14 protein-coding genes and 1 riboswitch are annotated in these 18,607 nt (G+C 70.5%); of the genes, 5 read left to right on the top strand and 9 right to left on the bottom strand.

The window, feature by feature from the left end; all coding sequences use genetic code 11:
* Positions 1-4 precede the first annotated feature (4 nt).
* The 5 genes from Aph01nite_RS08515 to gcvP all read right to left on the bottom strand — a co-directional run bounded on the left by Aph01nite_RS08515 (position 5) and on the right by gcvP (position 7,332).
* On the bottom strand, positions 5-1,372 hold the full coding sequence (locus Aph01nite_RS08515; RefSeq protein ID WP_204040230.1) for a glutamine synthetase family protein: 1,368 nt from the start codon (positions 1,370-1,372) through the stop codon (positions 5-7).
* A 94-nt stretch (positions 1,373-1,466) separates the two neighbouring features.
* Complete coding sequence (locus tag Aph01nite_RS08520) at positions 1,467-2,837, bottom strand: L-serine ammonia-lyase (protein ID WP_204040231.1); 1,371 nt, start codon at positions 2,835-2,837, stop codon at positions 1,467-1,469.
* A 1-nt stretch (position 2,838) separates the two neighbouring features.
* Entirely contained in the window at positions 2,839-4,110 is a 1,272-nt protein-coding gene (glyA, locus tag Aph01nite_RS08525; protein ID WP_204040232.1) for a serine hydroxymethyltransferase, read from the bottom strand.
* A gap of 1 nt (position 4,111) precedes the next feature.
* Positions 4,112-4,486: a glycine cleavage system protein GcvH gene (gene gcvH, locus Aph01nite_RS08530; RefSeq protein WP_204040233.1), complete on the bottom strand. Its 375-nt coding sequence runs from the start codon at positions 4,484-4,486 to the stop codon at positions 4,112-4,114.
* Positions 4,483-7,332, bottom strand: a complete 2,850-nt coding sequence (gcvP, locus tag Aph01nite_RS08535) for an aminomethyl-transferring glycine dehydrogenase (RefSeq protein WP_204040234.1) — start codon at positions 7,330-7,332, stop codon at positions 4,483-4,485. The genes gcvH and gcvP overlap by 4 nt, the downstream gene beginning before the upstream one ends.
* Positions 7,333-7,478: 146 nt before the next feature.
* Positions 7,479-7,573: riboswitch (glycine riboswitch) on the bottom strand.
* A gap of 240 nt (positions 7,574-7,813) precedes the next feature.
* Here gcvP and Aph01nite_RS08540 point away from each other — a divergent pair.
* Complete coding sequence (locus tag Aph01nite_RS08540) at positions 7,814-9,511, top strand: alpha-keto acid decarboxylase family protein (RefSeq protein ID WP_204040235.1); 1,698 nt, start codon at positions 7,814-7,816, stop codon at positions 9,509-9,511.
* A gap of 9 nt (positions 9,512-9,520) precedes the next feature.
* Here the strand turns inward: Aph01nite_RS08540 and Aph01nite_RS08545 are convergent, their stop codons facing one another.
* Genes Aph01nite_RS08545 through Aph01nite_RS08560 form a run of 4 tightly spaced genes read right to left on the bottom strand, consistent with a single transcriptional unit; the run spans position 9,521 to position 13,488 of the window.
* The gene (locus Aph01nite_RS08545) at positions 9,521-10,615 is read right to left on the bottom strand and encodes a Gfo/Idh/MocA family protein (RefSeq protein ID WP_204040236.1); all 1,095 of its coding nucleotides are present in this window, start codon (positions 10,613-10,615) and stop codon (positions 9,521-9,523) included.
* The gene (locus Aph01nite_RS08550; protein ID WP_204040237.1) at positions 10,612-11,373 is read right to left on the bottom strand and encodes an ATP-binding cassette domain-containing protein; all 762 of its coding nucleotides are present in this window, start codon (positions 11,371-11,373) and stop codon (positions 10,612-10,614) included. Before Aph01nite_RS08550 ends, Aph01nite_RS08545 begins: the two co-directional genes overlap by 4 nt.
* Positions 11,370-12,338: an ABC transporter permease gene (locus Aph01nite_RS08555; RefSeq protein ID WP_204040238.1), complete on the bottom strand. Its 969-nt coding sequence runs from the start codon at positions 12,336-12,338 to the stop codon at positions 11,370-11,372. Before Aph01nite_RS08555 ends, Aph01nite_RS08550 begins: the two co-directional genes overlap by 4 nt.
* On the bottom strand, positions 12,331-13,488 hold the full coding sequence (locus Aph01nite_RS08560) for a sugar ABC transporter substrate-binding protein (RefSeq protein WP_204040239.1): 1,158 nt from the start codon (positions 13,486-13,488) through the stop codon (positions 12,331-12,333). Before Aph01nite_RS08560 ends, Aph01nite_RS08555 begins: the two co-directional genes overlap by 8 nt.
* A gap of 194 nt (positions 13,489-13,682) precedes the next feature.
* Here Aph01nite_RS08560 and Aph01nite_RS08565 point away from each other — a divergent pair, with 194 nt between their 5' ends.
* The 4 genes from Aph01nite_RS08565 (at position 13,683) to Aph01nite_RS08580 (ending at position 18,606) form a co-directional block, all read left to right on the top strand.
* A complete protein-coding gene (locus Aph01nite_RS08565) occupies positions 13,683-15,002 on the top strand; it encodes an ABC transporter substrate-binding protein (RefSeq protein WP_204040240.1) in 1,320 nt (439 codons plus the stop codon).
* 87 nt (positions 15,003-15,089) lie between these two features.
* Positions 15,090-15,968: a carbohydrate ABC transporter permease gene (locus Aph01nite_RS08570; RefSeq protein ID WP_204040241.1), complete on the top strand. Its 879-nt coding sequence runs from the start codon at positions 15,090-15,092 to the stop codon at positions 15,966-15,968.
* Positions 15,965-16,798: a carbohydrate ABC transporter permease gene (locus tag Aph01nite_RS08575; protein ID WP_204040242.1), complete on the top strand. Its 834-nt coding sequence runs from the start codon at positions 15,965-15,967 to the stop codon at positions 16,796-16,798. The genes Aph01nite_RS08570 and Aph01nite_RS08575 overlap by 4 nt, the downstream gene beginning before the upstream one ends.
* Positions 16,795-18,606, top strand: a complete 1,812-nt coding sequence (locus Aph01nite_RS08580; protein WP_204040243.1) for a glycoside hydrolase family 127 protein — start codon at positions 16,795-16,797, stop codon at positions 18,604-18,606. The genes Aph01nite_RS08575 and Aph01nite_RS08580 overlap by 4 nt, the downstream gene beginning before the upstream one ends.
* The last annotated feature ends 1 nt before the right edge of the window (position 18,607 follow it).

Here is an 18,607-nt window from a genome sequence, read left to right on the forward strand (position 1 = left end):
GTCCTCACATCCGCTCGAAGCCGCGGCGCAGTTCCCAGTCGGTGACCGCGGCGCCGTACGCGGCCAGTTCGACGTCGGCCATGTTGCTGTAGTGGTCGACGACCGCGTCGCCGAGGGCGGCCCGGGCGACGACCGAGTCGTGGAAGGCGTCCCGGGCGTCGCGCAGCGTCGCCGGAACCCTGGGCCGTCCGGAGACGTAGGCGTTGCCCGTCACCGGGGGCTCCAGCTCCAGGCCCTTCTCGATGCCGTGCAGGCCGCCGGCCAGCATCGCGGCCAGCGCCAGGTACGGGTTGACGTCGCCGCCGGGCACCCGGTTCTCCATCCGGGCCGACGGGCCGCGGCCGACGAGCCGTACGGCGCAGGTGCGGTTGTCCTCGCCCCAGGCGATCGCGGTCGGCGCGAAGGAGCCTTCGGCGAAGCGTTTGTAGGAGTTCACGTTCGGCGCGTACAGCAGGGTGAAGTCCCGCATGGTGGCGAGCACGCCGGCGACGAAGTGGTCGTAGAGGGCCGAGCGGGTCCCGGCGCCGTCGTCCCAGAAGGCCACGCTGCCGTCGGTGCCGCGCAGGGACAGGTGCACGTGGCAGGAGTTGCCCTCGCGCTCGTTGTACTTGGCCATGAAGGTGAGCGCCTTGCCGTGCTGGGCGGCGACCTCCTTGGCGGTGTTCTTGAAGACGGCGTGGTTGTCGGCGGTGACGAGCACGTCGTCGTACCGGAAGCCGATCTCGTGCTGGCCGAGGTTGCACTCGCCCTTGGCGCCTTCGACGTTGAGGCCGGCGGCGTACATGGTGTTGCGGATGTCACGGAGCAGCGGCTCGACCCGGGTGGTGCCGAGGATGGAGTAGTCGGAGTTGTACTGGTTGGCGGGGGTCAGCCCTCGGTAACCGGCGTTCCAGGCCTGCTCGTACGTGTCCTCGAAGACGAGGAACTCCAGCTCGGTCGCGGCCAGCACCCGGTATCCGGCCGCCGCGGCCCGCTCGGCCTGGGCCTGGAGGATGGACCGGGGCGATTCCACCACCGGGCGGCCGTCGGGCCAGCGCAGGTCGCACTGGATCATCACGGTCTTGGGCAGGTGGGTGAGCCGCCGGATCGTGGCGAGGTCGAGGACGAACTCCATGTCGCCGTAGCCGCGCTCCCACGAGGTGATCGCGTAGCCGCCGACGGTGTTCATGTCGACGTCGACGCCGAGCAGGTAGGTGCAGCCCTCCGTGCCGTGCTCGGCCACCGAGTCGAGGAAGTGGTGCCCGTGCAGCCGCTTGCCCTGGAGCCGGCCCTGCATGTCGGTGAACGCCACCACCACGGTGTCGACGTCGCCGGCCAGGATCAGGTCCCTCAGGCTGCCGAGGGTGAGAAGGCGGGGATTCCTGCTGCTCATCTGGGATAACTTTCAGGTCGTGGCCGGTCCGCCGGACCGGTGGTGCTCCAATGGACGCCGAACCTACCATTGAATTGGCGGGCTCCGATAGGGCTCAGCATTCGATGACGTTGACCGCGAGGCCGCCGCGGGCCGTCTCCTTGTACTTCACGTGCATGTCGCGGCCGGTCTCCCGCATGGTCTTGATCGCGTCGTCGAGGCTGACCTTGTGCGTGCCGGTGCCGTTGACGGCGAGCCGGGCGGCGTTGATGGCCTTCACCGAGGCGATCGCGTTGCGCTCGATGCACGGGATCTGCACCAGCCCGCCGACGGGGTCGCAGGTCAGGCCCAGGTTGTGCTCGATGCCGATCTCGGCCGCGTTCTCCACCTGGGCCGGCGTGCCGCCCAGCACCTCGCAGAGGGCGCCGGCCGCCATCGAGCAGGCCGACCCGACCTCGCCCTGGCAGCCGACCTCCGCCCCGGAGATGGACGCGTTCTGTTTGAAGAGCATGCCGATCGCGGCGGCGGTGAGCAGGAACCGGACGACGCCGTCCTCGTCCGCGCCGGGGACGAAGCGGGTGTAGTAGTGCAGGACCGCCGGGATGATCCCGGCGGCGCCGTTGGTGGGCGCCGTCACCACCCGGCCGCCGGAGGCGTTCTCCTCGTTGACGGCGAGGGCGAAGAGGTTGACCCAGTCCAGGATGTCCAGCGGATCGGCGGTTCCCGACCGTGTGGAGAGGTCGCGGAACAGCGCCGGGGCGCGCCGTTCCACCTTTAACCCGCCGGGCAGCACGCCCTCGTTGGCGCAGCCCGCGGCGACACAGGCCCGCATCACGGACCAGATCTCCAGAAGGCCGTCGCGCACGTCGGCCTCGGGCCGCCAGGAGAGCTCGTTGGCCAGCACGACATCGCTGACCCGCAGGTTCTCCCGCCGGCAGATGCCGAGCAGGTCCGCCCCGGTGGCGAACGGGTACGGGACGGCGGTGGCGTCGAGGACGACCCGATCCGCGCCCACGGCCCGCTCGTCGGCGACGAAACCGCCGCCGACCGAATAGTACGTACGCTCCCGCAACAGCCCTGATTCTCCGAGCGCGGTGAACGTCATCCCGTTGGGATGCGCGGGCAGCGACCGGCGGCGGTGGAGGACCAGGTCCTCGTCCGGGACGAAAACGATCCTGTGCCGCCCGGCGAGGTTCAGCCGTCCCTCCTCCTTCGCGCGGTCGAGGCGGGCCTGGGCGCTCCCGGTGTCGACCAGAGCGGGCGTCTCGCCCTCCAGCCCGAGGACCACGGCCTTCTCCGAGCCGTGGCCGTGGCCGGTCGCCCCGAGAGAGCCGAACAGCTCGCAGCGCACCCGCGTCACCGATCCGAGGAGGCCGTCGGCGGCCAGGCCGTCCGCGAACATCTTGGCGGCCCGCATCGGCCCGACCGTGTGCGACGACGACGGCCCGATCCCGATCGAGTAGAGATCGAAGGCGCTCAGCGCCATCTCAGAGTCCCGGGTAGAGCGGGAAACGCCCGGCCAGCGCCGCGACCCGGCCGCGCAGGTCCGCCGCCGCCGACGCGGTCGGCTCGGCGATCAGGGCCCGCGCGATCACGTCCGCGACCTCGGCGAACTCGGCATCCCCGAATCCCCGGGTCGCGAGCGCGGACGTGCCGATGCGCAGGCCGGAGGAGACCATCGGCGGGCGCGGGTCGAACGGCACCGCGTTGCGGTTGACGGTGATGCCGATCGAGTGCAGCCGGTCCTCCGCCTGGCGGCCGTCCAGCTCTGACCCGCGCAGGTCGGCGACGACGAGGTGCACCTGCGTGCCGCCGGTGAGCACGCTGATTCCCGCGTCGCGCACGTCCTCCCTGGCCAGCCTCGCCGCCAGCGCCTGCGCCCCCCGTACGGTACGGCGCTGCCGGTCGCGGAACTCCTCACTGGCGGCGACCCCGAACGCGACCGCCTTCCCGGCGATGACGTGCTCCAGCGGCCCGCCCTGCAACCCGGGGAAGACGGCGGAGTTGAACCGTTTGGCGAGATCCGCGCGGTTGGTCAGGATCACTCCCCCGCGCGGCCCTCCGAGCGTCTTGTGCGTCGTCGTCGTGACCACATCGGCGAACGGCACCGGATTGGGATGCTCCCCGGCCGCGACCAGCCCCGCGAAATGCGCCATGTCCACCATCAGGTACGCGCCGACGAGATCCGCGATCCGCCGGAACTCCGCGAAGTCCAGCTGGAGCGGATAAGCCGACCACCCCGCGACGATGAGCTTCGGCCGGTGCTCCAGCGCGAGCCGCTCGACCTCCTCCATGTCGATCCGGAAGTCGTCCTTCCTGACGTGGTAGCCGACCGCCCGGTAGAGCCTGCCGCTGTAGTTGAGCCGCATGCCGTGGGTCAGGTGGCCGCCGTGCGCCAGGTCGAGGCCGAGGATCGTGTCGTCCGGCTCCAGCAGGGCGAACATCACGGCGGCGTTCGCCTGCGCGCCCGAGTGCGGCTGCACGTTGGCGTGCTCCGCGCCGAACAGCGCGCGGACGCGGTCGATGGCGAGTCGCTCGACCACGTCGACGTGCTCGCATCCGCCGTAGTAGCGGCGGCCCGGGTAGCCCTCGGCGTACTTGTTGGTGAGCACGGAGCCCTGGGCCTCCATGACCGCGCGCGGGGCGAAGTTCTCGCTCGCGATCATCTCCAGGGTCTCCTGCTGGCGGGTCAGCTCGGCCCGGATGGCGTCGTAGACGGCGGGGTCCAGGTCCGCGAGCGGACGGTCGAGCGTGTTCATGTCATGCACCTCGGATGAGAGCGGTGTACGCGTCGGCGCCGAGCAGCTCGGGCGACCCGGTGACGCGCACGCGGAACAGCCAGCCGCCGGCGTACGGGTCGCCGTTGAGCACCCCGGGGTCGGCGACGACGGCCTCGTTGACTTCGGTGATCTCGCCGTCGACCGGCGCGAAGAGGTCGCTCACCGACTTGGTCGACTCGATCTCCCCGCAGACGGCGCCGGCCCGGATCGCCGAGCCGGCCTCGGGCAGCTCGACGTACACGACGTCGCCGAGCGCCTCGGCGGCGTACGCGGTGATGCCGACGGTGGCGACGCCGCCGGCCAGGTCGACCCACTCGTGCTCGGCGGTGTAGCGCAGATGGGATGGAACGGTCATGCCGCTTCTCCTTCGGAGGGGTCGTGGAACGCGGCCGGCGGGGGGCAGGAGCAGACCAGGTTGCGATCGCCGTAGGCCTGGTCGACGCGCCCCACGGGGGGCCAGTACTTGTCGGGCGTGACACCCGCGGGGAACCCGCCGCGCGAACGCGGGTAGGGGCGGTCCCAGTGGTCGTCCGCGAGGGTCGCGGCCGTGTGCGGGGCCCGGCGGAGCGGGCTCTCGGCGGCGGTGTACGCGCCGGCGGCGACCTCGTCGATCTCGGCGCGGATGGCCTTCATCGCGCGGATGAACCGGTCGAGTTCCCGGAGGTTCTCGCTCTCGGTCGGCTCCACCATGAGGGTGCCCGGCACCGGGAAGCTCATCGTCGGCGCGTGGAACCCGTGGTCGACGAGGCGTTTGGCCACGTCCTCGACGGTGACGCCGGTCCGCGCGGTCAGGCCGCGCAGGTCCAGCACGCACTCGTGGGCGACCAGTCCCCCGTTCCCGGCGTACAGCACCGGGAAGTCGGCGGAGAGCTCCCGGGCGACGTAGTTGGCGCTGAGCACGGCCGCCTTGGTCGCGGCCGTCAGTCCCTCGCCGCCCATCATCCGGATGTACGCCCACGGGATCGGCAGGATCCCGGCGGACCCGTACGGCGCCGCGCTGACCGGGCCGATCCCCGCCCGGCGCGCGGGATCCGGGTGCTGTCCGTGCGAGGGCAGGTACGGCGCCAGGTGCGCGGCCACCGCGACCGGCCCCACGCCGGGACCGCCGCCGCCGTGCGGGATGCAGAAGGTCTTGTGCAGGTTCAGGTGGGAGACGTCACCGCCGAAGGAGCCGGGCCTGGCCACGCCCAGGAGCGCGTTGAGGTTGGCGCCGTCGATGTAGACCTGCCCGCCGTACGCGTGGACCAGGTCGCACAGCCGGGTGATGCCCTGCTCGTAGACGCCGTGCGTGGACGGGTAGGTGACCATCGCCGCCGCCAGGACGTCGCCGTACTGACGGCACTTCGCTTCCAGGTCGGCGAGGTCCACGGTGCCGTCCTCGGCGGTGGCCACCACGACGACGCGCAGACCGGCCAGCACCGCCGAGGCCGCGTTGGTGCCGTGCGCGCTGGCCGGGATCAGGCACACGTCACGGCCCGGCTGACCCTGCGCCCGGTGGTGGGCGCGGATCGCGAGGAGTCCGGCGAGTTCGCCCTGGGATCCGGCGTTCGGCTGGAACGAGACCCTGGCGTACCCGGTGACCTCGGCGAGCCACGACTCCAGCCGGTCGATGAGTTCGGCGTAGCCGGTGGCGTCGGCGGCCGGCGCGAACGGGTGGAGTTCGGCGAAGCCGGGCAGCGAGATGGGCTCCATCTCGGCCGTCGCGTTCAGCTTCATGGTGCACGAGCCCAGCGGGATCATGCCCCGGTCCAGGGCGAAGTCCCGGTCGGAGAGCCGCCTGAGGTAACGGAGCATCGCGGTCTCGCTGTGGTGGTCGCGGAAGACCGGGTGCCGGAGGAAGGCCGAGGTCCGGCGCAGACCGGCGGGAATGCCGTCACCGGCCACGGCGGGCCCGCTCCCCGCGCCGAAAGCCTCGGCGACCAGGTCCAGGTGGGCCGGTGTCGTGATCTCCGAGACGGACACGCCGACCTCGTCGGGGCCGATCTCGCGAAGGCGCAGCCCGCGCGCCGCCGCGGCCGCGTGGACTTCGTCGGCCCGCCCGGGAACCCGTACGACGAGCGTGTCGAAATGGTGCCGGTTCCGCACCTCCAGGCCCGCGCGCCGGAGACGACCGGCGAGCCGGGCGGTGTGCCCGTGTACGCGCTCCGCGATCGCGGTCAGCCCTTCCGGCCCGTGGTAGACGGCGTACATGGAGGCGACCACGGCCAGCAGGACCTGCGCGGTGCAGATGTTCGACGTGGCCCGGTCCCGCCGGATGTGCTGCTCCCGCGTCTGCAGGGCCAGCCGGTACGCGGGATTCCCCGCCGAGTCCACGGAGACGCCGACGAGACGTCCGGGCAGGTGGCGTTCGAGCCCGTCCGCCACCGCGATGTACGCGGCGTGCGGCCCGCCGTAGAACAGCGGCACCCCGAACCGCTGCGTGCTCCCGACCGCCACGTCGGCGCCCATCTCCCCCGGAGGCACGAGCAGCGTCAGCGCCAGCGGATCGGCGGAGACGGTCGCCAGCGCGCCCCGCCGGTGCGCGGCGTCGATGGACGGCCGCAGGTCGCGGACCTCGCCCGAGCAGCCGGGATACGCGGCGACCAGCCCGAAGAAGTCGCCCTCCGGCAGCCCCGCGTCGAGATCCACCAGCTCGACCTCGATCCCGGCGGAGGCGGCCCGGGTGCGCACGACCTCGATCGTCTGCGGCAGGGAGTCCGAGTCCAGGAGGAGGCGCGCGGATCTCGACCGTCCGGCCCGCCGCATCACCATGACCGCCTCGGCGACCGCCGTCGCCTCGTCGAGCAGCGAGGCGTTCGCGGTCGGAAGACCGGTGAGATCGCCCACCATGGTCTGGAAGTTGAGCAGCGCCTCCAGCCGGCCCTGGCTGATCTCCGGCTGGTACGGCGTGTACGCGGTGTACCAGGCCGGGCTCTCCAGCACGTTCCTGCGGATCACCGCGGGCGTGATCGCGGGATGGTAGCCAAGGCCGATCATGGGGACGGCGACGACGTTGCGCGCCGCGAGCGCGGCGAGTTCGGCCGCCGCCTCGGTCTCACTGACGGGCTCGGGCAGCCGGAGCTCTTCCGGCGCCCGGATACCCGAGGGCACGGCCGCGTCGATCAGCGCGTCGAGCTCGGGATACCCGAGACGGGCGAGCATGACCGCCTGGTCGCCGGGCGTGGGCCCGATGTGACGGCCGGCGAAATCGAACGATGACATGAAAGGAGGCCTCCGGCTTCTGCGCCGCCTGGACGGCGCGTGGCTGAGCCTCCCCGCTCTGTCATCGGTACCTGAGAGCTTCACCGCCGGTTCGGCGGTTTTCACCTTGGGTGCGGGATCACGGGATCCCGGCTTTCCAGAGTCGCCTCACCGAAGCGGTACGGGGCCTGAGAGTTTCTGGGGAGTGTTGCTCCTTCGGCGCCGGTCCTTCCTGGGACCGGACTCTCCCGCGTGCGGGTCAACGGCGTCTTGAGTTATTGGTCGGATCGTAGACCTTTGAAATCGCCCAGGTCAACCCTGCCGCCCCGCCCGCAGCCGCCGGGCGGCCCGGACCCGGGACCGGCAAAGGGTTGCGCAGCCCGCCGTAAACAATCACCGGCGTTCATCAGAATTACGGCAACGGCACGAATTATCCCGGAAATCATCCAATGACAGGCAGTTCCGGGTGAAGTAACGTCGCGATGGTTAGGGGGAAGTGGTCATGGGTGATTTCACCGTGGGCGCCTATCTCGCGCGGCGTTTGGAACAGGCCGGGCTCAAGCACTATTTCATGGTTCCCGGGGATTACAATCTCGTCCTGCTCGACGAACTCCTGCTGAACAAGAACCTTGAGCAGATCGGCTGCTGCAACGAGCTCAACGCGGCCTACGCGGCCGAGGGATACGCGCGGGCCAACGGGTGCGGGGCCGTCGTCACCACGTTCAACGTGGGCGCGTTCTCCGCGCTCAACGGCGTGGCGGGGGCGTACGCGGAAAGTCTTCCGGTCATCTTCGTCTGCTCGGGGCCCAACACCAATGACCCGGACGCCAATCATCTGCTCCACCACACGATCGGCACGCACGATTTCGCGTACCAATACGAGATGTTCAGGAACGTCACGTGCGCGGCCGTGCGCGTGCTCCACCCGGACAACGCGCCCTATCTGATCGACCACGCGATCGGGACGGCGCTGCGGGAGAGCAAGCCCGCGTACATCGAGATCGCGTGCAACCTGTCCGACGCGCCCTGCCTGCTGCCGGCGCCGTTCGAGACGCTGGCGTTCCAGCGGCTGAGCAACGTGCCCGCGCTCACCGCCGCCGTGGAGCAGGCGGGGGGCCTGCTGGCGAAGGCGGACCGGCCGCTGCTGCTGGCGGGCGTGCACCTGCGCTCGTTCGGGGCGATCGACGCCTTCCGCGAGCTGGCCGAGGCCCTGGGCTGCGCGGTGGCGGTCATGCCCAACGCCAAGGGCTTCTTCCCCGAGGACCACCCGCAGTACATCGGCGTCTACTGGGGCGGCATCAGCTCCCCCGGCTGCGAGCCCATCGTCGACTGGGCGGATCTGGTCCTGGCGGCCGGGCCGATGTTCACCGACTACACGACCGTCGGCTGGACCGCCATGCTGGCGCGGGAGCGCCTGATCGACGCCCAGCCCGGCCACGTACGGCTGCCCGACGCGCAGTTCGCCAACGTCACCCTCCCCGACCTCCTGACCGGCCTCGCGGCACGCGTCCCCGGCAACCCCGCGACCCTGGACCAGTACCGGCGCCAGTCCGAGAAGATCACCGTCCGGCCCGAGCCCGCCGCCGTGGACGGGACCGCGCTGACGCGTCTCGAACTGTGGCGGCAGATCGAGGCGGAACTCGACGGGCGTACGACGCTGCTGGTGGAGACCGGCGACTCCTGGCTCAACGGGATCTACACCCAGCTGCCCGGCGGCGCCCGGTTCGAGATCGAGATGCAGTGGGGTTCGATCGGCTGGGCGGTCCCGGCGGCCTTCGGGTACCGCATGGGACTGGAGCCGGACCGGCGGCTGATCGCCGTCATCGGCGACGGCTCGTTCCAGCTGACCGCCCAGGAGGTGGCCAACATGATCCGCCACGACCAGGAGCTCCTCATCTTCCTGGTCAACAACCGCGGATACGTGGTCGAGTCGGAGATCCACGACGGTCCGTACAACTACATCAAGAACTGGGACTACGCGGGCCTGATCGCTCCCTGGAACGCGGAGGACGGCAACGGGCTCGGGCTCACGGCGACGACGGCGCGGGAGCTGGCCGACGCCGTCGCGCAGGCCCGCGGCCACACGGGCGGCCCGGTGCTGATCGAGTGCCGGATCCAGCACGACGACTGCAGCCGCGAACTCCTCAAGTTCGGCACGAGGGTGGCGCACGCCAACGCACGCCCGCCCCAGCAGGGATAGCGCGTCCGTTCAGGCGGGCACCTCCCGCCAGTCGCCCGAGCTGGCGGCCACCGCGTCGAGCACCCGCTGCACGCGCAGCCCGTCCTCGAACGACGGCACGGGCGGCACGCCGGAGGCGATCGCCTCGACGAGGTCCCGCGCCTGATGGACGAAGGTGTGCTCGTAGCCGATGGCGTGGGAGTACCACCACGCGGGATGCGCGACCCTGATGCGCCGGAAGCCCCGCTCGGCGGGCGGGTCGGCGGCGTCCAGGAACGCCACCTCGTTGGGCGAGCCGAGGTCGAAGATCACGCTGCCGCGCGAGCCGTCGAGTTCGACCCGCAGGCCCTCCGCCCGCCCGTCCGCGTACCGGGTGGCCTCGAAGACGCCGACGGCTCCCCGGGCGAAGCGGGCGACGAACGCGGACGCGTCGTCCACCGTCACCTTCGCCCGGCCGCCCCCGCCGACCAGGGGCCGCTCGGGGACGAAGGTGACGGTGATCCCCGACACCCCGGCGATCAGGTCACCCGACAGGTACTGCGCCAGGTCGATCGCGTGCGCGCCGAGATCGCCCAGGGCCCCGCTGCCCGCGTCCTCAGCGCGCAGCCGCCACGCCATCGGCGCCTCGGGATCGACGAGCGAGCCGTTCAGGTACGCCGCCCGGACGTGCCTGATCTCGCCCGCCCGCTCCGCCACCAGCTCACGCGCGTACGCGACCGAGGGCAGGCGGCGGAAGTTGAACCCGGCCATCGCCAGCCCCGGCGCGTCCTTCGCCGCCCGCACCATGGCCTCGGCCTCGGCGACCGAGTTGGCGAGCGGCTTCTCGCAGAGCACGTGCTTGCCGGCGCGCAGGGCCGCGATCGCGATCGGCGCGTGCGTGTCCCCGGGACTGCACACGTCCACCAGGTCCACGTCGTCGCGCTCGACCAGGCGCCGCCAGTCGCTCTCCCACGCGGGGAAGCCGAGCCGCTCGGCCGCCTCCCCGGCCGCGGGCGAGCGCCCGCACAGCACCGACAGCCGGGGACGCAGCGGCAGGTCGAAGAAATGCCCCACGTTCCGCCAGGCGTGCGCGTGCGCTCTACCCATGAAGCCATGCCCGACCACGCCTACCCGCAGGTCGGTCATGGCGCGTCTCCTCTCGTACGGGATCTGCGGTACTCCTCCACGACCAGGTCGGTGAGTTCCTGGAGCGAGGTCTCCGCCGTCGGCTTGTCGAAGGTGATCGTGCCGTGCTGGAGAAGGTTGACCCGGTCGCAGACGTCGAGGATCTGGGCGTAGTTGTGCGCGATGATCACAATGGACACCTCGCCGCGCGCCTTGAGGTCCCTGACCAGGTCGAGGATGAGGGCGCCCTCCTTCGCGCCCATGGCGGCCAGCGGCTCGTCGAGCAGGAGGATCCGCGACCGGGAGTAGACCGAGCGGGCGACGGCGATGGCCTGCCGCTGCCCGCCGGACAGCTTGGCCACCTCGACGTCCACCGAGGGGATGCGCACGCCCATGGTCTCCAGGTGCTCGCGGGCGAGCCGGCGCATCCGGCGGTTGCTCAGCAGGCGGGCGAAGCCGACGTGTTCCCGGCCGAGGAACATGTTGTGGTAGACGCTCAGCTCGTTGATCAGCGCCAGGTCCTGGTAGACGATGTCGATGCCGAGCTGCCTGGCCTGCCGTACCGACTTGAGGGTGACCTCCTCGTCGTCCAGCAGGATGCGGCCGGAGTCCGGCTGGTGGAAGCCGCACAGGAGCTTGACCAGCGTGGACTTGCCGGCGCCGTTGTCCCCGATGAGGCCGAGCACCTCGCCCGCCGCCAGGGTCAGGTTGACCTCGCGCAGCGCGGTCACCGCGCCGAACCGTTTGGCGACGCGCTCCATCCGGAGGACCGGGGTCATGTCCGGCCCGCCCTTCGCAGCCGGGTGAGGTACACGTTGGCGATCATCGAGACGAGGATGGCGACGCCCAAAATGAGAAAGTAGGGGTTGGCGGAGATGCCGATGAGGTTCATCCCGTTCTGGAGCACGGCCAGCACCAGCGCGCCGAGGGCCCCGCCGATGATCGTCCCCGAGCCGCCGGCGAGCGCCGTGCCGCCGATGACCGCGGCCGAGACCGCGGTGAACATCAGGCCGGTGCCGCCGCCGATGTTCGGGTCGATGGTGTGGATCCGGAACGCCTCGATCACCCCGGCGAACGCCCCCAGCGTCCCCGCGATCATGAAATTTCCTATCTTGATGCGGGCGGTGCGCACACCGGCCTCCGCCGCGCCCAGCGGGTTGCCGCCGACCGCGATCGTGTGCAGCCCCCACCGGGTCCTGGTCAGCACGGCGTGCAGGAACACCACGATCACCAGGGCCCAGCCGAGATGCGCCCATTCGGCCGCCCCGAGCCACTCCCCGATCGTGCCGTCCACCGGCTCCGGGATCTCGGCCGGGTACGCGTGCGAGGTGGTCAGCACCACGCCGGTCACGAAGTAGAAGGTGCCCAGCGTGGTCACGAACGAGGGCACCCGCAGCACCACGGTGACGAACCCGTTGCCGAACCCGATCAGCGTCCCGGTCAGCACCGCCAGCAGCACCGCCGGGATCGCGGGCACCCCCCAGAAGTCGATCGCGTAGTGCATCATGAACGGCGCCAGCGCGGCCACCACGCCCACCGACAGGTCGATCTCGCCGCTCACCAGCAGCAGGACCATCCCGCACGCGACGATGGCCGCCGGCGCCGTGGCCTGGGAGATGTTGACCAGGTTGGCGTAGGACAGGAAGACGTCCGTCACCGACACGAAGTACAGTCCCAGGCCCAGCGCCACCACCAGGATGCTGGCCTCCCGGTGCCGCAGGAACTCCTCGCGGACCCTACGCATGGGGAATGGCGCCGGCGCGCTCGACGACCTTCTGCGCGGTGTCCGACCCCTCGAACCGGGTCTTCGTCGTCTGGTACGGCCCGACGTTGTCCTTGGTCACGAAGAGCAGTCCCGTGTTCGTCTCCGAGGGGAAGAGCAGCCCGCCGGAGAGCTTGTACAGGTACAGGTAGAGCACCGGCAGGAACCCCTGCAGGTACGGCTGCTGGTCGATGGTGTAGTCCAGGTGGCCGTCCTTGATGGCCGCGAGGGTCTCCGGCACCAGGTCGAAGCCGCCCGCGACCTTGAGGCCCTTGCCGCGCATGGCGTACTTGGCGACGGTCTGGCCCACCGACTGGGTGGAGCCCGCGTCCACGGCGAGCATGCCGGCCAGGTCCGGATGGCCCTGGGCGTACGCGTCGATGATGGACAGGCCCTTGGTGATGTCGGCGTTGGTGCCGACCGCGGTGAACGTGATCGGCTTGCCCGAGTCCTTGATCGCCTGCTGGGCGCCGTCGATCCTCGGCTGGATGTTGAGCGCGCCGGGGGTGGCGATGAAGCCGACGACCTCCCCCGAGTCCACCTGCTGCAGGGCCCGCTGGCCCAGGGCGTACCCGGACTCGTAGAGTCCCTGCCCGACGTAGGCCAGCCGTGCGGTGCCCTTGTCGTCCCGGGAACCGTCGGCGTTGTACGAGACGACCGGGATGCCCGCGTCGAGCGCCTTGTTGACCGGTTCCCGGAAGGCGTCCTTGTCCACGACGGCCACGGCGAGGCCGTCGACCTTGGCCGAGACCGCGGTGTTGCAGGCGTTGACCATCTCGGCCACGATCGAGTCCCGCGAACCCGTCCACTGGAACTCGGTGCCGAGCAGGGCGCACGCGTCCTGCGCGCCGTACTGGGTGGGCGTGAAGAACGGGTTCGTGGTGACGTGGCAGACCAGCGTGAACTTCCACTGGGGCGTGGCCGGGAAGTCGCCGGCCGCGCCCGCCGCCGCGGTGCCCCCCTGGGCGGCGGGCGCGTTCCCCCCGGAGTCGCCGGTACAGGCGCTGAGCAGCGCGGTCGCGGCGGCCGAGGCGCTGACGAGGCCCGCTCCGGTCAGGAGACGACGGCGGGCGGCGCGGTTCAGGTTGAGCGTGTCGAGAGCTTCTTCGACCTTCGGATGGATGTCTTTCATGACCCTGCCCATGGGGGATCCGGCGGTGCTCATGGTTGCGTTAACAGTTCGCCGTGCGGGTGACCGCCAGGCGAGGCGTGTTCCTGAATCACGAAATGAATACGGTTGTATGCAATCGTATTCATATCGGTTACGTTGCCAGCAGCAGGGGGTCATGTCAACACCGGTCCACTCCGAAGAGAGGAGCCTGGCAGATGAGGACCCGTTCCAGATGGGCTGTCCGAGCGGCCGCGACGGCGCTGTTGGTGGCGGCCGCGGCCTGCGGCCAGGAGGAGCCGCCCCCCTCGGCGGCTGCCCCGGCGCAGGCCGCCACGACGACCTGTGCCAGCAAGGGCGCCCTGACGATGTGGGAGCGCTCCGGCGGCAACAAGCAGATGGTGGACATGCTGGTCGAGGCGTGGAACACCAAGAATCCCGACTGCAAGATCAATCTGACCTACATCCCGCACACCGAGATGGTGGGCAAGATCGCCCAGGGGGTCGCCTCGGGTGACGTGCCCGATCTGCTGGGCATGGACCTGATCTACGCCCCGCAGTTCGAGAAGGAACAGCAACTGGTCGACATCACCGACCAGATCAAGGACTGGCCGGAGCTGAAGACCGCCAGTAAGGGTCACATGACGGTGGCGACCTACCAGGACCGGCTCTTCGGCGTGCCCCTCTACGCGGACGTGTCCGCCCTCTTCTACAACAAGGATCTCTTCACCAAGGCCGGGCTCGACCCGGACAAACCACCCACGAGCCTGGCCGAGCTGCGCAGCTACGCCGACAAGATCACCGCGCTGGGCGGCGGCGTCAAGGGCTACTACCTGCCCGGCAACTGCGCCGGCTGCAACATCTTCACCGTCGGCCCGCTGATGTGGGCCTCCGGGGCCACCATCGAGGCGGCCAACCCCGGCGACGAGCCGCTGGTCGGCGACGGCGTCAAACAGGTGCTGCAGTTCACCCGTGACATGGTCAAAGCGGGCAACGTGCCCGAGGGAAGCCGTACCGAGAACGGGGAGACGTTCCACCTGCAGTTCGGCTCCGGCAAGGTCGGCATGATGGGCACCGGCAACTTCAACATCACGCTGGCGCGCCAGCAGAACCCGGGGATGAACTTCGGCATCGCCCTGCTGCCCGGGACGGCGCCGAACTCGTCGGCCTCCTTCATCGGCGGCGACCTGGTGGTCGTGCCCAAGGGCAGCAAGCGGGTCAACGACGCCGTCAACGTGATGAAGTTCCTGCTCTCCGACGAGGTGCAGGTCGAGGTGTACGCCAAGGCGCTCAACCTCACCACCCGTACCGACATGGTGGACAACCAGTACTTCAAGGCCGAGCCCCTGGTGGGCGACGTGGCCAAGGCGCTCGCGGTGGGGCGCACGCCGTACACCGTGACGTTCTTCGAGCAGATCAACTCGCCGCAGGGGCCGTGGCTGAAGATGCTGCAGCGCGCCTACTACAGCGACGACGACCTCGACACCGTCATCGCCGACACCAAGAAGGAGATGAAGGCCATCGCGGGCCGGTCGTAACCCCCGTGTCCACCGGGCGGACCCCTCGCCCGGTGGACACCTTCCGCACCGAGATCCGCACCGAGATCCGCACCGAGAGGAGCTGTCATGCGCCACGGCCCGCGCGGCCGTCTGGTCGGATTCGCCTACCTGGCACCGGCTCTGCTCTTCGTACTCGCCTTCACCGCCTATCCCCTGCTGCAGATGGCCTGGATGTCGTTTCACAACTGGTCGCTGCTGTCCCCGCCGAGATTCGTCGGGATGGCCAACTACGAGCGGGCCTTCGGCGACACGCAGTTCTGGGTGTCCTTCCGCTTCACCCTGCTCTACACCGCGCTCATCACGCCGGTCCTCATCATCGGCGGCTACCTGCTGGCGCTGCTGACCGCCCGGAACACCGTGCTGCGGCGGCTCACCCGGACGGTGGTCTTCATCCCGGTCGTGATCGGGCTCGGGGTGTCGAGCCTGCTCTGGTACTGGCTGTTCAGCAGCGACTTCGGCCTGGTGAACCGGGCCCTGCTGGATCTGGGGCTGATCGGGAAGCCGGTGCTCTGGCTCGGCGTGGACGCCACACTCTCCAGCGTCGCGATCAGCGCCTCCGTGGTCTGGAAGGTGATCGGCTTCGGGATGATCCTGTTCGTCGCCGCGATCCAGGCCGTGCCGACGGAGGTGGTCGAGGCCGCGCTCGTCGACGGGGTGAGCCACCGGCAGCGGGTCACCCGGGTGATCCTGCCGCTGACCGCGCGTACCGTCCTGCTGGTCACGCTGGTGAGCGTGATCGGCTCGCTGCTGGCGTTCGATCAGTTCTACATCATGACCGCGGGGCAGCCGAGCAACGAGACGGCGACGTCGGTCTTCTACATCTATCTGAACTCCTTCCCGTACCTGAAGCTCGGATACGGCGCCGCCCTGTCGATGATCCTGGCCGCCACGATCCTCGTCTTCACCGTGATCCAGTTGCTGCTGACGCGCCGGAGCCACCAGTGAGGCGGCGCGGGAGCTACCTGGTGGCGGCGGTCTGCGTCGTCGTCTGCACGGTCATGCTGATGCCGCTGGTGATGTCGGTGCTCGCCTCGGTGAAGCCGACCGAGGAGGCGGCCGCCTCGCCGCCGACGTACTTCCCGCACGGGTTCAGCTTCGACAGCTACGCGCGGCTGTGGGACTACCAGGAGGGCCTGCCGGTCTACCTGGCCAACAGCCTGGGCACGGCCGTGCTGGCCATCGTGCTCACGCTGCTGCTGACCGTTCCCGCGGCGTACGCGCTGGCCCGCTTCCCGATCCCGGGCAAGGAGGTCATCTTCGTGGTGCTGCTGCTGGCGCTGATCGTGCCGTACCAGGCGCTGCTCACGCCGATGTTCCTCATGTTCGCGAAGATCGGCCTGACCAACACGCTGCTGGGCCTGGCGGTCCTGCACACGGCCATCCAGCTGCCCTTCAGCCTGTACGTGCTGCGCAACAGCTTCAGCGCCATCCCGAGGGAGCTGGAGGAGGCCGCCATCGTGGACGGATCCTCCTCGTGGCAGGCGCTGCGGTGGGTCTTCATCCCCTCCGCCGTGCCCGCGATCGTCACCACCGCGCTGTTCGCCTTCATCACCTCGTGGAACGAGTTCCTGGGCGCGCTGGTGATGATGAGCCGCAGTTCCACGTTCACCCTGCCGCTGATCCTGGCCACGTCGAGGACGGAGACCAGCCTCGGCGGCACGGACTGGGGCATGCTCCAGGCCGGCGTCACCATCTCCATCATTCCGTGCGTCCTCGTCTATTTCCTGCTTCAGCGGTACTACGTGTCGGGTCTGATGAGCGGAGCCATCAAATGAACGCAGGCAGCGTGTGGCCGACTCCGGCGGCCAAGCAGCGGCTGACGCCGATCGACGCGTCGGGCGTGGAGATCGTCGGCGGGTTCTGGGCGCGGCGGCAGCGGCTCAACCGTGAGAAGACCATCCCGCACGGCTTCGGCCAGCTCCAGCGGCGCGGGCCGATGGACAACCTGCGGCTGGCCGCGGGCGAGCGGGGTCGCTACCAGGCGGAGGCCGACAGCGGCGGCTCGACCTTCCCTTTCCTCGACTCCGACGTCTACAAGTGGCTCGAAGCCGCCGGGTGGGAGCTCGCCCGGGGCGCGGACGCGATCCTGGCCGCGGCGGCGGACGAGGCGATCGGCGTGGTGGCCGCGGCGCAGCGCCCCGACGGTTACCTCAACAGCTTCGTCCAGGTGGTCGGGGGCGGCGTCCCGTACCAGGATCTGGCCTGGGGGCACGAGTTCTACTGTGTGGCGCATCTGATCCAGGCCGCGGTCGCCTGGCGCCGGGGCCTGGGCGACGACCGGCTGCTCACCATCGCCGGGCGCGCGGTGGCGCACATCGACGCCGAGTTCGGGGCGCGGGGCAGACCGGGCATCGACGGGCATCCGGGGATCGAGATGGCGCTCGTGGAGCTGGCCCGGGTGACCGGTGAGGAGCGTCATCTCGCGCTCGCCGAGCGCATGCTGGGGCTGCGCGGGCGCGGGCTGATCGGGCCGGGGCGTTTCGGGCCGGAGTACTGGCAGGACCACGAGCCCGTACGCGAGGCGGCGACCGTGGCCGGGCATGCCGTCCGCCAGCTCTACCTGGACTGCGGCGCGGTGGACGCCGCCGTGGAACTCGGCGACGAGGAGCTGCTCACCGCCGTACGGCGCCGCTGGAACGACCTGGCCCGTACCCGGACCTACCTCACCGGCGGCACGGGGAGCCGGCATCGCGACGAGGCGTTCGGCGACCCCTACGAGCTGCCGCCCGACCGCGCGTACACCGAGACGTGCGCGGCCATCGCGAGCGTGATGCTGGCCTGGCGGCTTCTGCTCGCCACCGGGGAGCCCGAGTACGCCGACGCCATCGAACGGGCCATGTACAACGGCGTGCTCTCCGGGCTCTCGCTCACCGGCGAGGAGTTCTTCTACATCAATCCGCTCCAGCGGCGTACCCACCGCGCCGCGGAGCAGGCCGGGCACGGCAGGCGCGCGCCCTGGTACCCGTGCGCCTGCTGCCCGCCCAACCTCATGCGCCTGCTCAGCTCGTGGCACCACTACCTGGCCACCGGCGACGAGAGCGGCGTGCAGATCCACCAGTACGCGGACGCCGACGTGACGGCCGGCGGCATCCGCCTCGCGATCCGGACGGAGTACCCGTGGCAGGGCCGCGTCACCGTCCGCGTCGTCCAGACGCCGGACCGGCCGTGGACGCTCGCACTGCGAGTCCCGGCGTGGAGCCGCGCGTCCACCGGCCCGGTGGTGCGGCATTCCCGGCAGTGGCGGGCGGGGGACAGTGTCGTCCTCGACCTGGAGCCCGGGATCCGGGTCACCGCGCCCGACCCGCGTGCCGACGCCATTCGCGGCTGCGTCGCCATCGAGCGCGGGCCGCTCGTCTACTGCCTGGAGACCGTGGACGCCCCGGCCGGGACGGAACTGGAGGATCTGGCGTGGGACGGCGGCCGCCCGCCCGGGGAGGTGCCGCGCCCCGACATCGAGCCGGGCGTGGTCGGCATCGACGTCCCGGTCACGCACTCGGCGACGCCCCTGACCGCGGGCGCGATCCCCTACTTCGCCTGGGCGAACCGCCAGGTGGAGGCGATGCGGGTCTGGATCCCCACGTGAT

The organism is Acrocarpospora phusangensis (genome assembly GCF_016862995.1).
Lineage (GTDB): Bacteria > Actinomycetota > Actinomycetes > Streptosporangiales > Streptosporangiaceae > Acrocarpospora > Acrocarpospora phusangensis.